The organism is Bacteroides hominis (genome assembly GCF_033042785.2).
GTDB classification, from domain to species: Bacteria; Bacteroidota; Bacteroidia; order Bacteroidales; family Bacteroidaceae; genus Bacteroides; species Bacteroides hominis.
On the sequence record NZ_CP178829.1, the window covers coordinates 430,343 to 442,436 of the forward strand.

Here is a 12,094-nt window from a genome sequence, read left to right on the forward strand (position 1 = left end):
TCAAATTCACAACGATTATGGAAACGAATAATAAAGAGATAAAACGTCGCAGCACGTTCTCCCTGCTGTTCTACATCAACCGCACGAAAGTCCGCAAGGACGGAACATGTAAATTGTTATGCAAGGTAAGCATCGACGCCAAGTCGGCCCCGATCAATATCAACGCGTTTGTCGATCCATCGCTTTGGAATCCGGAAACCAAAAGGGCGAACGGACGAAGCGAGAACGCCCGAACGGTAAACCTGGCAATAGAGAAACTGACCGAAAAAATCACCGGGCATTACCGTCATATTCGTAAAAGCCTCGGTTTCGTGACGGCCGAGCTGGTCAAAAACGCCGTGGAAGGAATCGGGCAGAAACCGTTCACCCTCCTTGCCTTGTTCCGCGAGCATAACGAGGAGTTCCGCAAGCGTGTCGGCGTGGATCGCAAGGAAGAAACCTATGAAAGTTACGAGAACTCCTATAATATTTTAGCCTCCTTCGTGAAAAAAAGGAAGGAAAAGGAGGATGTAGCGTTGCGGAGCCTTGACCGGGAGTTCTACGATGATTTTGAAATATTCCTACGTACAGATCGTGAAATGAAACCCAAGACAGTACACGAGCATCTTTACCGGTTGAAGAAAATGACCAAGCGGGCTGTCAGTCAGGGTACACTCCGGCGCGACCCTTACGGGAAGCTGCACCCGGAACTGCCCCGGCGCAAGAGCCGCCATTTGAAACTCGAAGACCTCAAAAAGCTGATGGAAACTCCCGTCGATAAACCCAACCTCCAGCGGGTGCGGGACTGGTTTCTCTTCGCTACCTTCACGGGGTTGTCCTACGCCGACCTGAAACGCTTGTCCGAAAAAGACATCACGCAGTCGGACGACGGAACGTACTGGATACACATCCGGCGCCAGAAGACCGAAACGCCCTCGGCCATCCGCCTGCTGAACGTGCCGTTGCAGATCATCGAGAAATACCGCCACGAGCGTAAAAGCGACAGGATTTTCAACCTCTATTGCCGGGGGTATCTCATCAAGCTCACCAGAGAACTGGGACGGACATACGGCTTCGACATGACCTTTCACAAGGCGAGGCACAATTTCGGGACACATATCACGCTCTCGTTGGGTGTGCCTATCGAAACTGTCAGCCGCATGATGGGACACAAGAGCATTTCCACCACGCAGATTTACGCCAAAGTGACCGACCGCAAGGTGGACGAGGACATGAAACGGCTGAAAGAACAGACCAAAGGCCGGAAAATAAATCTCTACGAGGAGGACGAACCGGAAACGGCAGATATTATAACGGTAAACGGTTGAACAGTATAACAAAAATTGATAAATTTGTATGACTATGACGACAAGAGAACCTATCAGCATTGAAAACGGGCGGGTGGAAATCCACGCGCCGGAGAACCGTGTATGGCTCACGCGCCACCAGATTGCCGACCTGTTCGGAGTCTTCGTTCCTGCCGTGGGGAGCAACATCCGCTCCATACTCAAAAGCGGCATACTCTGTGAGGAGAGGGTTTACCGCCGGGAGCGCAACCGTGACGGCGGTATTGTCGAGCTGTATTCGCTCGAAATGATCGCCGCGCTGGCTTTCCGCTTAAAATCCGGGAATGCCGAAGCCTTCCGACGGTGGCTTGTCCGAAGGGCCACGACGACCGCTGTCGTCTGGCAGCTCCCCGGCATGAACACGATATTGAACTGAAAAAGAAGAACGGCCAACGTTTTGGCCGTTCTTCTTTTATACCCATTCCTGTCCCCCGATACATTTCTTCCGGGAATCTTCCAGGAATTTCTGTATCTCGGATTCCATGTATAGTACCTTGCCCTGAATCAAATAATAGGGAATGATCCGCGCCGTGCGGTATTCCTGCAATGTACGCCTGCTGATTTTCAGCAGCCGGGACAATTCCTCGTCGGTGACGAACCGCTCTCCCTTGAGTGTCCGGCCTCCGGAGGATTCCAGTTTATCCAGTGCCTTGCCGGCCTTTTCCAAGCGCCGGAAGAGATCCGCCACACGCGGATCGTGCTTGTCGATGAAATAATGGCTCATAACGCGGCGGTATTAGGATAGTGCGACGATTGCAGCAGTTTCCCGACATCTTCCGGTTTGTAGAAGATTTTGTGACGGATGCGGCTGAAAGGCAGCAACCCTTTCTCCCGGTAGGTTTGCAGGGTACGTTTCGATATACCCAGCACGTCACAGACATCCTGGTTGTCCAGCCATTTTTTCAAACTCACGTCCTCTTGCCTGCGGCATAACGCCTCGGCTTTTCTTTCAATGGCTTCCACGTGCCCTGCCAGCGCGTCGAAAGCCTTCACGTCCATACTTATTATTTCCATGTTCTGTTTCATTTTTTGTTTCCCGGATGCCCAAAAGTACACAAATGAACAGTATCTTGTTATCAGCCAGTGGTATATGGACGTATCCGTCTTAAAAGTGGCAGCGAGTGGCGCCACGTCCGGCGGAAACGATCCTCCGCCGATACGGGATCGGCACGTTCCGATACGCCAATCGCCCGTGAAAGGAAATGTTCGCGGGCGATTTATCATTCCATGCAGGGTGAGCCGTGAACCGACTTTCGCGAGCGTTCACGGCATATCGTTTTCTCCCCGTTTCTCTCCCATAACCTTTTCCTCTCTTTTTTTTCATGCCGCGGAGCGCGGTATGGAAATCTGTTGTCAGTAGCAAAGGTAGTTACGGGGCTCACGCTGCTGCAAGATCGGGCCGCGGGGCGGTTTGCCGCAAAATCTTCCTCTTTCCCTGCGGGCGAGCGTATTTTCCGACAAAATCTTGCAGCAGCTATCCCCGACACCTTTTGATGCTACCGAAACAGATTCCATCCATACCGGCTCCGCTACGGCATAAAAAAAAAGTCAAAGGTTATGAGAAACGAAGAGAAAAATAAATGGAAACAGAAATCCTCCAACCTTCCACTTGGCATAAAGGCAAAGGTCGGGTTGGCGGTAAAGGTCGGGGCGGTGGCTTTGGGCTTCCACGTGTGGGGTATCGACTTTATTTGGGTCGTTTTGGGCTTCACGTTCTGTTATGACATCCTGCGGGGCATTTTCTCCTGCCTTGTTTCTCTCGTGGCTCTAACCGGCTTTTTCTATTTCCTATTCACTCACATCTTCTAAATTTTTACAGGTATGACAAAGTACATTTCATTATTCGGAGCGACTACCACGGACACGCAGGTGCAGGTAGTCAAGGAAAACCAGGTAATCATCGGTATCGGTGCGGGTGCGAGCAGAAAGCGTTACGTCGTTTACAAGGTGGAACACACCGCCCGTGGCTACGTGTACCACATGGTCGATACCGAAACAAAGGAAATCAGCCAAACGGACATTTTGCGACCCCTCTCGCAAACATTCGGTATCGGCAGGTACTACGACGACGTGAACCCCGAGTTCATGGACGCTTTCGAGGTGGCTTTGCTCGTGAGGCAGGCGGAAGAGCAAGCCACGGCGCAGGCCATCGCCGCCGCCAAAGAGAAAGCCGAGCATGACCGCATAGCGGAAATAGGAGCGCAGAGGTTACGCCGCATCATGCCCGAAGGGGTGCAGGGCGTAATCATCGCCGAACTCAACGAAACGGAATACACTGACCCCTCTTACGAGTGTTCGACCACCCGAAGCGTGCGTACCGTCATTCTCGGCTTTTCGGCCACCTCCCGCAACGGCTTCGGGGAGTTGAGAAAGGCGGCGGCCAATTTCCCGCAAACGGCGCACCTCTCCGAATACGACCCCAAGAACGAACACCGCTATCCCGTTTTCACGCTCGGCAAAAGTCCGAAATACGGGTGGAGTGTCTGCAAACTGACCCACTACACCCGTGAATGGTACATCGACAGGCTGGCATATATCGCAGGAAACGAGGAGAATATATGTCTGCCCGAGCCGAAAGACGAAAAACGGGCGGAACGCACTGAAACGAGCGTGCAAGGCGGGTTTATCATCGTGGACTATTCCGAGAAGGCGATAGCCGTATTCGGGGACACCAAGCCCGTCAAGGACGCCCTTCACGCACTCGGGGGACGCTTCAACGCACGGCTGACGCATGACGGGCAGAAGAAAGCGGGATGGATTTTCCAAAAGACCAAAGAGGACGAGGTGCGACGGCTTCTCGGAAAGGACGAATAAATGTTGAACACGGGGTGGCTCGCCGCCCCACAATACCAAAAAATCATGGCACAAGGAACAGATTATTTCAAACTGACGATACAGAACTATCTCGACGCACGGGCACGGGAGGACGAACTTTTCGCACCCCGATACGCCAACCCGAAAAAGAACATTGACGATTGCTGCACTTTCATCATCAACCAAGTACGGCAGAGCGGTTGCAACGGGTTTGCCGACGAGGAAATATACTCTATGGCACTCCACTATTACGACGAGGAGGACATCGACATCGGCAAACCCGTCAGTTGCAAGGTAGTGGTCAATCACACCGTCGAACTGACCGAGGAGGAAAAAGCCGAGGCACGGCGGAACGCCATACGGAAGGCCGAGAGCGAAGCCTACGCCAAGTTGGCGAAAGCCAAGTCCAAACCCAAGAAAATCGAAGATAACAAACTAATGCCCAGTCTATTTTAGTTATGAAACCGAGAACAAAATTCCAACAGAACGTCGTGGCGGCAAGCAAACACCTGCCGCCGCTTACCCCCGCACAAATCGAATGGGGGTACAAGAACTGCATCGAGCATATCGGACGCCGCACGCCGAAAGGACTTATCACCTGCACCGAGTGCGGCCACACGTGGCAGAGCGAAAACGGAGAACTCACGGACAATCTGTTAGGGTGCGAGTGTCCGCACTGCCACACCACGCTGAAAGTGGAAACCACCCTGCGCCGCAAGTTCAACGATTACGAGTATTTGTGCATCGTAACCCGCTGCAAGGGTTTTCAAGTCCTGCGCTTCGTCTATATCGAGTGTTGGGCGAAAGTGGGACAGACGCCCGTTTACACCCATATCGAAGCCGTACAGCGGTGGATTGCCCCCGACGGACGCTCCGCAACCTTCGCACGGCTGCGCCCGATGGGCTTCTTCGTTCACGGGTGGAGTTGGTCGAGCGCATTGGAACTGCGGGCGGAGAACGACGGGAAATACAACATCACGCCCACACGCATCTATCCCCGGCAACGGCTTATCCCCGAACTGCGCCGAAGCGGTTACGGCAAACAACTCCCCGATGTAACCCCTTTCGACCTTATCCACCTGCTGCTCTCGGAGAACAAGGCCGAAACGCTGCTTAAAGCGGGACAAACGGCACTCGTGCGATTTTTCGCCCGTTCCTCCCGCAATATCGCAGACTATTGGCCGGCCATCCGTATCGCCATCCGTAACGGGTACGCTATCGGGAAACCGACGGAATGGTGCGACTACATCGACCTGCTGCGATTTTTCGGGAAAGACCTGCATAACGCCCATTTCGTGTGTCCCGCAGACCTGCCCGCAGCGCATGACCTCTACATGGCTAAAAAACGGCGGCACATGCAAATGGAACGGCGGCAGGAGGAACGGCGCAAGGCGTTGGAACAGGAAGCCTCGTTTGTCAAAGCCAAAGGACGGTTTTTCGGAGTGGAGTTTTCCGACGGGGAAATCCGCATCAAGGTATTGGACAGCGTTGAAGCCATACGGCAGGAGGGCGAGGCCATGCACCACTGCGTGTTTACCAACGAATACTATCTGAAAGCCGACTCGCTCATACTCTCGGCTACAATCGACGGCAAACGTATCGAAACGATAGAGGTGTCCCTAAAACGCATGGAGGTCGTGCAGAGCCGTGGCGTGTGTAACAAGAATACCCCATACCACGGGCAAATACTGAAACTGATGAAGGGGAACATGTCCCTTATACGGAAACGAATGACAGCATAAAAATCGGGGCGGCGAAAGCCGCCCGCAAAAACAAAATAGAATGAACCAAATAGCATATAAATTCGTGTCGTGGGACGTTCCCGCACTCGAAAGCCTTGCAGGCTCAAAAGCGTACATATTACGCAAACGGCTCAATGACGGGGGAACGCTCACCCGTGAGGAGAAAGACTGGATTACCCGTGAGGTAAACCATAACACCTATTTCAAGGACTCCATTCCGCTTTTAGGGTATCGTTTCAACTTTGTCGATGTACTGAAAACATTCGTGGTAAAGCAGTACGGGCATTACACGGAATACAAGGGCGTGGACAAGACGAGCATACGCTCCATGTTGTACGGCAGAGTGGAAAGGATTGTCGAATTATAAAATCGGGGCGGCGAAAGCCGCCCTACAAAAAAAATATAACAATGAAAATCATCTATAAAAGCTACATGGCACGCCCGCTCAAACCCTTCGGGGAGTGGGATTGGGAAGTTCGGGAAGCAGTCAAGACGGCCCTTGCGCTCGTCGAGGGGAAAAACGGGTTCAGAACCCATTCCGAGATATGGCGAAGGTGCAACCTCGTCATTACCGTGGGACACAACATCTACACCACGAGTATCGAGATACGACCACCCGAGCAGGACGTGATACGCCGCAGGAGCAACTGGCATAACGGCTACGCCTACTACTGCAACGGCGTGTTCTGGGCGAACATGAGCAGGGTTAAAGTGGAACTTATCTGATTAAAAAATTTCGGGGCGGCAAAAGCCGCCCGTAAAAAGCGAGAATATGAAAACGAATGAAGTAAACAAGGAAATCTCCTATGAAACGCTGCTCGTAACCTTCGGCGAGGGTATCGGGCGGCTCGACACCATGTTCGACGACCCGCAGGTGTGGGGCGTTGCCACGCTGAAGCAGTGGATCGACGGGTATGAAACTACGCGCTTCACCGAAATCGACGACCGAACGGCGGTTATCACATCCGAATACAACATGGACAGCGTGAAGGAATGGCTGCAAAAGAACACACCGATTATCAACCTGGAAAAACGATAAAATCATGCGCAAGTACAAATTATTCATCGGCTACCGGCTGCTGGGAGAGTTTTCCGGTATATGGGAAGCCAAAAATTTCGCCGCTGAAAGCGGCATGAGCGGAATTTTCTCGCTCGTGGGAGAAAATTACCGGGACAGTTGGTACGAACCAAAAAAACAGGACAAGAATGGAAACAAAGATTAAAGACATCACGGGAGCGGAAATAACCGTTACCGACTTAAAAGAGGCGGTACGCCAATGCCGGGAGTGCCTCGCAAGTCCTTACCTGATGCCCTCGGGGCATACCGTGGGGGAAAACCATGCCTACATGTTGCGGCAACTGCTCGCCCTGCAAAGGCGGAAACGGGAACACGGCAGGCAACGGCCGTGAAAATACGACGCGAAAAAAATCGGACGATAACAACCGTCCGATTTTTTTGTTTCCCGTCAATCGACCGCCGTATGGTCGCCCAGCTTCCCGTGCAGTTCACGCCCGATATGTCCGGCAATGCCACGGGGAGAAATTTCAGAGATTGAACCCCACCCGCCATGCGTGTATATGCACGTCTTGAGCGGTTCGGTACGGGAAAGGTAGAACAGATAGCCGTTGCGGAGCAGGATGCCCACGAACACCGAGCCGACCTCGATGTCGGCGATCTCGTCAAAACGTATCTTCCCGTCATTGTATAATACTGCCGTGCCATCCGCATCGGGAATGACGAACAGATCGTCTTCCATAACAATCCCGTGCAACTCGATTAGCGACCCCAGGCATTCACTCGCCGATACCCGGTCGTAATCACCCTTTACCTCATTTGTCGATTTCGTTTCCATATCGCTTTTCTTTAGGTTCAGACAAATACCATACGAAAAAGGCGTGAGAATACGTTAAATACCGGCATTGAGGTACAGCCAAGCACCCATCCACTCGATAGATAATTTCTCCCCACGCCGCTATCGCATACGCTTGACGCATATAGACACGACGATGAAGAAGAGAACTACCCATTATTTTGCGAGCGGATTAAAATTTGGCTGTTTTCAATGCCCCACCATAATGTGTTCCTTCCGTATGTAAATCGCCCGGCGGCACGCCGCCGGAGGATTCGATTGCAAATATAACGATTTCATCCGGGTATCGGCGACAACACGTGCGATTTTTAACAACCTTCCTGCCAAAGAACTACCCGCCGTCCTACAATTTCGGCCCCCGGGCGGGTTTGCGGGGCGCGACCTTCGGCTGCGCCTTCTTCTCCCTGGGCGGTTCGACGATCCGCAGTTTGAGTTTCTCCGTCTTACGGTCGTAACGCACCTCGCAGCAGTCAATCTCACCCGCAACCGACGTCCACACGTTGTTCACACGCACCGCGCCGCCCGAGTAGAGGGTCTTGTATTGTTCGTATTCGAGCGGCTGCCGCAATTTCGCGTCCACCTGACGGTGGAACGAATAGATATTACGTCCCTTTGCTATCTCGTCGGGAACGTAAACCCGCAACTCGGGATGGGCGGCCTCGGCATAGAGGCACAGATCCGACGTGCGAAGCTCCCTCGGAATCCACTGGATCATCCTCGGGTCGCCCCGCACGGCCGTATCGGCCACGAGCGGCGTGATGGCCGTCTGGGGAATGTCGTACAGCACCCCCGCATCCTTGCGAACGGCCTCCAACGCCACCTCCTCCGTTACAAGCCGGCGGTTCAGGTGCAGGACACTCATCAACCGGTGTATCTGCTGCGGGTCGTCCTGCTCGCGGAACACCTGCAAGACCAGGGCGGGGTCGCTCAACGCGCTGATAACCGAGAAATCGGTTTTGTCCTTCCCGTAGGTACGCTCGAAAGCCTCCCGGCTCATCTCCGGCGTCCGGGCTTCGCGGGGGACGCCTTTCAGGTTTTGCGGGTTCTCCCGCACCAGGCTCATGTATAGATCCGGGCTTTTCATGCTCTCGGGCAGGTGGGCGATGGCATAGGGACTGCGCCGTATGGCCTCCATGCACAACTCCGGCGTTTTCCACTTCTCGGGGACATATTGCAGGTAGCTCCCGTCGTGCCCGACGGCCCGGCGGCACATCTCCTCGTTCTTGGCGTGATCGGGAAGGTTGTAGAACAGCTCCGGCTCCAGGGCGAAAATTTCCCGGGCCACCCTCGGCGTGAGGAACCAGGGGTTCATGTTCTCCAAAAAATCGAAGGTCTTATCGTAATTCGTGCAATAGAACCCCAACACTTTCAGGTGTATCTCCTCGAAGGGGATATAGCGGAGGACACGCAGGTCGTCGGTACGGGCCAACGCCCGGTTGCAGACCTCCGGCGTGAGCTGTTCGGGGTTGAAAAAGCGGATGGCCAGGGGATCGCGCTCCAGCGCCATCCCGCACAGACGGTCGGTTTTCAGATGCTTCGGAACGTACTCCAGCGCCAGGTAGTTCGAGGACACGGCGGCCTCGCAGACCCGTTCCGTGCGTAATTCCTCCGGCACTTCATGGAGCAGGATGCCGTCCCCGCTGACGGCACGCAGGCAGACTGCCTCCGTGCGCAGTTCCACCGGCACGAGCGAAAGGCAGGACGCGTCCATCCCCACGCCGTGAAGGGCCAGTTCCCCGGTCATGACCTCCGGGGCAATGGAGGCGAAAATCTCGAACTTGTCCACGAACGACATCCCGAATTTTTTCAGCCCTTCCAGGCATATATCGGGATACGGAATGTAAGGGAGTATCTTGTAATCGGCACTGTCCACCGCTTTCAACGCCGCACGGCATATTTGCGGCGTCCTCAATTCCCCGGGAACGGCCGCCAGCACCAGGCCGTTGCGCTTCACGGCCGCCATGCACAGTTCGGGGGTCTTCAACCCCTCCGGAACGTAATACAGCGCGTAGCTGTTGCTATCGACGGCGGCACGGCACATTTTCGGTGTCTTCAGACGGTCAGGGACGAATTTCAGTGTTTCGCCCCGGTGGCCGGCCGCGGCAAGACAAAGTTCCGGCGTTTTCATCGCTTCGGGAACGAACTCGATGTTGAAAGCCGATTTCTTGATGGCGAAACGGCAGACCTCCGCCGTTTTCCGATCCTCGGGCAGCGTCTCGAAAAGGTTCTCACGCCACGGGTTCTCGTACACCCCCGTATCGAGATAGGCTATATCTATTCTCTCTTGCTCTGTCATGGTTTTCAGTATTTATGGAAAGCGCCCGGGTGACGGGCGCTTCTCTTGGTTAGACATATTCCGTTATCGTTCCGTTTCCTCCGTCCCGTTCTCGCTCTGGAACGTGAAGGAGGTCTTCACGACCTGACCCGTGTTGTCCTCGACATAGACGTCGATGGCCTGCTGGTCATCGCTGCGCGATGTGTAATAAAGGCGGAACACCTCACGGTCGAGCGGATAGCGGTCGTTGGGCAGGAACACCGTACCGTCGTCCATCCTCAACTCACCGCGCCCGTCGGGCTGGAAATAGCGGATCGTGTAACGCGCGCCGTCATATCTCCCCTCCCGCACGAGCGTGCAGCGGATTTCAGCGGTTTCACCAACGGAGATTCGCTTCTGAACGGGCATCGTTTCCAGAGAGAACGTGTACGCCTGCTGTATATCCAGCCCGTTGTCGCAGGATGCGCATAAAAGACCCAGGGCGGCGATCCAGACCGCCAGGGCCAATATCTTTTTCATCTTTTTCATGTCGCTTGCAAGTTTAATGGATTATGAATTTCACGCCCAGGCCGAACTGCGCGTGGAAATGTCCCGTTGTAGTGCCCCATAGGATACGCTCACGCCCCGTCAGCGAGAGGATAATCCTGTCGGTCAGGTACGCATCGATCTCCAGCGTGACGGCCCCGCCATAGAGGAAACGGTCGCGGTGGCGGAGCGTAGAGCCGTCATAGAGCCGCCTCTCGCCCCGGTTCACACTCTCGTAACCGGCCAGCGCCGAGCCGCCGAGGTAGAAGAAAAAAGTCCTGGACGGGTCGGCGAGGAACTTGTAATAGTAACCGCCCTCGGCCGTGAACTGCGCCACAGGGATACGTTCCGACTTGTAGGGGTAATAACGGTTCAGGAACTCCGCGCCGAACACCCACTTGTCGGCATTCTTCGCGTAGCGGCTCATGGCCAGCCCGAACCAGTAGCCCGTTTCGCTGCGGCTGTCCCGGGTATAGAAGCCGTCGGTCATGCCTCCCCGTATTTCCAGCCCGCGCATGGCGGGCAGGGCACGCTGGGCGTGCGCCCCGTCCGAAAGGAGGAGGCATAACCCCAGCGTGAGAATGAATATCGCCCGTTTCATATCACTTTACCTTTAACTCGTTGATAACACGTGCGCGCACCAGGTCGGCATTCTCCACCGTGAAAGTCTGGTGTCGCCCGCCCTGCTGCTCGTGCAGTTCCACGACCAGCTGCTTGTCGTCGGCCAGCGTGAACTTCGGGAGCGTGAAGACCATGCGCTTGGTACGCTTGCCGCCGATGACCTGCACGTTGTTGTACGCACGCACGGGCCATACGACCTGCTCCTGGATGGCCGTGCGTTTGGCCACCTTCTTGTCCGTAATCTTGAACGTCAGGTAGTCCACGTTGAAAGGCACGTTGGAGGAGTTTTTCAGTTGGAGGTGGAAATAAAGCAGGTCGTTATGCACGTAGATACCTTTGAGGAGGTATTGTACCCCGAAACGCTTGCAACCGATATGCTTGATCTCGCGGCGGTCATTCTTGTAAATGGACTGCATGATCAGTTTGACCAGCAGCGGAGATTCGCATCCCAACTCCTGCAAATAGATGTCCAGCGCGTTATTGGGGCGGTTTACCGCCTCCCCGTCATGCAGGAAGTCCGCCATCTCGACCGACAGTTTCACCGGCTCGTCGGCATACTTGACATTGAAGCTGTAATAGGCCCCGTCCTCGGTAATGACCGAAAGGTTGCTCTCGCGCGAGAAATCACGCAGGGCCGCCTTTACACGCAGCACGTTTTCCGTGCCGTCGGCTTTCGCCGCCAGAAGATCCGAAGACCCCAGATCGACGTAACGGATGGCCGAGGGGAAAATCACATGCACGGTCTTGCTGAACGTCACCTCCAGCGCGTAGGGCGGGATAACCCGGTTGAAAGTCAGCGGACGGGTAAGACCGTCGTACAAATCGCCCGTGGAGGGCTTTTCCTGCGCGTGGGCAGCGAACATGCACCCGATAAAAGCGAGTGCCAGAAGAATCTTTTTCATACTCGATAAATTTTTGATT

Annotated in this window: 18 protein-coding genes; 11 read left to right on the top strand and 7 right to left on the bottom strand. The window is 54.5% G+C overall.

Annotated elements, in window-relative coordinates:
- The first annotated feature begins 17 nt into the window (after window positions 1-17).
- Together R3O62_RS01885 and R3O62_RS01890 are read left to right on the top strand one after the other, a co-directional pair.
- Window positions 18-1,307 carry a site-specific integrase gene (locus R3O62_RS01885; protein ID WP_004295428.1) on the top strand — a complete coding sequence of 430 codons (1,290 nt, stop codon included), beginning with the start codon at window positions 18-20 and terminating at the stop codon, window positions 1,305-1,307.
- 28 nt (window positions 1,308-1,335) lie between these two features.
- On the top strand, window positions 1,336-1,701 hold the full coding sequence (locus tag R3O62_RS01890) for a hypothetical protein (protein WP_004289443.1): 366 nt from the start codon (window positions 1,336-1,338) through the stop codon (window positions 1,699-1,701).
- Window positions 1,702-1,737: 36 nt separating this feature from the next.
- On the opposite strand, the gene R3O62_RS01895 is transcribed toward R3O62_RS01890, so the two are convergent.
- Both R3O62_RS01895 and R3O62_RS01900 read right to left on the bottom strand, forming a co-directional pair.
- A complete protein-coding gene (locus tag R3O62_RS01895; RefSeq protein ID WP_004295430.1) occupies window positions 1,738-2,049 on the bottom strand; it encodes a helix-turn-helix domain-containing protein in 312 nt (103 codons plus the stop codon).
- A complete protein-coding gene (locus tag R3O62_RS01900; RefSeq protein ID WP_004319131.1) occupies window positions 2,046-2,339 on the bottom strand; it encodes a helix-turn-helix domain-containing protein in 294 nt (97 codons plus the stop codon). The genes R3O62_RS01895 and R3O62_RS01900 overlap by 4 nt, the downstream gene beginning before the upstream one ends.
- Window positions 2,340-2,882: 543 nt before the next feature.
- On the opposite strand from R3O62_RS01900, the gene R3O62_RS01905 reads away from it, so the two are divergent.
- From R3O62_RS01905 to R3O62_RS01945, 9 genes are read left to right on the top strand one after another with little or no spacing between them, the layout of a single operon-like run.
- The gene (locus R3O62_RS01905; protein ID WP_004303766.1) at window positions 2,883-3,134 is read left to right on the top strand and encodes a hypothetical protein; all 252 of its coding nucleotides are present in this window, start codon (window positions 2,883-2,885) and stop codon (window positions 3,132-3,134) included.
- Window positions 3,135-3,146: 12 nt separating this feature from the next.
- Window positions 3,147-4,139, top strand: coding sequence for a hypothetical protein (locus tag R3O62_RS01910; protein ID WP_317472929.1), 993 nt, complete (start codon window positions 3,147-3,149; stop codon window positions 4,137-4,139).
- Between the two features lie 45 nt (window positions 4,140-4,184).
- On the top strand, window positions 4,185-4,595 hold the full coding sequence (locus R3O62_RS01915) for a PcfK-like family protein (RefSeq protein ID WP_009132163.1): 411 nt from the start codon (window positions 4,185-4,187) through the stop codon (window positions 4,593-4,595).
- A gap of 2 nt (window positions 4,596-4,597) precedes the next feature.
- Complete coding sequence (locus R3O62_RS01920; RefSeq protein ID WP_004303775.1) at window positions 4,598-5,881, top strand: PcfJ domain-containing protein; 1,284 nt, start codon at window positions 4,598-4,600, stop codon at window positions 5,879-5,881.
- 40 nt (window positions 5,882-5,921) lie between these two features.
- Window positions 5,922-6,248 carry a hypothetical protein gene (locus tag R3O62_RS01925; protein ID WP_004295437.1) on the top strand — a complete coding sequence of 109 codons (327 nt, stop codon included), beginning with the start codon at window positions 5,922-5,924 and terminating at the stop codon, window positions 6,246-6,248.
- A gap of 41 nt (window positions 6,249-6,289) precedes the next feature.
- A complete protein-coding gene (locus tag R3O62_RS01930) occupies window positions 6,290-6,607 on the top strand; it encodes a hypothetical protein (protein WP_018697395.1) in 318 nt (105 codons plus the stop codon).
- Between the two features lie 46 nt (window positions 6,608-6,653).
- On the top strand, window positions 6,654-6,920 hold the full coding sequence (locus tag R3O62_RS01935) for a DUF6956 domain-containing protein (protein WP_004303780.1): 267 nt from the start codon (window positions 6,654-6,656) through the stop codon (window positions 6,918-6,920).
- A 4-nt stretch (window positions 6,921-6,924) separates the two neighbouring features.
- Window positions 6,925-7,104 carry a hypothetical protein gene (locus tag R3O62_RS01940; protein WP_004295439.1) on the top strand — a complete coding sequence of 60 codons (180 nt, stop codon included), beginning with the start codon at window positions 6,925-6,927 and terminating at the stop codon, window positions 7,102-7,104.
- On the top strand, window positions 7,088-7,291 hold the full coding sequence (locus tag R3O62_RS01945; protein ID WP_004295440.1) for a hypothetical protein: 204 nt from the start codon (window positions 7,088-7,090) through the stop codon (window positions 7,289-7,291). The genes R3O62_RS01940 and R3O62_RS01945 overlap by 17 nt, the downstream gene beginning before the upstream one ends.
- Before the next feature lie 56 nt (window positions 7,292-7,347).
- Here R3O62_RS01945 and R3O62_RS01950 read toward each other — a convergent pair whose 3' ends face one another.
- From R3O62_RS01950 to traN, 5 genes are all read right to left on the bottom strand, one after another.
- A complete protein-coding gene (locus R3O62_RS01950; RefSeq protein WP_004295441.1) occupies window positions 7,348-7,734 on the bottom strand; it encodes a hypothetical protein in 387 nt (128 codons plus the stop codon).
- A 361-nt stretch (window positions 7,735-8,095) separates the two neighbouring features.
- Window positions 8,096-10,048, bottom strand: a complete 1,953-nt coding sequence (locus R3O62_RS01955; protein ID WP_029427938.1) for a DUF4116 domain-containing protein — start codon at window positions 10,046-10,048, stop codon at window positions 8,096-8,098.
- A 63-nt stretch (window positions 10,049-10,111) separates the two neighbouring features.
- Window positions 10,112-10,555, bottom strand: a complete 444-nt coding sequence (locus tag R3O62_RS01960; protein ID WP_004303788.1) for a DUF3872 domain-containing protein — start codon at window positions 10,553-10,555, stop codon at window positions 10,112-10,114.
- A 13-nt stretch (window positions 10,556-10,568) separates the two neighbouring features.
- Window positions 10,569-11,153, bottom strand: coding sequence for a conjugal transfer protein TraO (locus R3O62_RS01965; RefSeq protein ID WP_004303789.1), 585 nt, complete (start codon window positions 11,151-11,153; stop codon window positions 10,569-10,571).
- Between the two features lies 1 nt (window position 11,154).
- The gene (traN, locus tag R3O62_RS01970) at window positions 11,155-12,075 is read right to left on the bottom strand and encodes a conjugative transposon protein TraN (protein WP_317472928.1); all 921 of its coding nucleotides are present in this window, start codon (window positions 12,073-12,075) and stop codon (window positions 11,155-11,157) included.
- Window positions 12,076-12,094 lie beyond the last annotated feature (19 nt).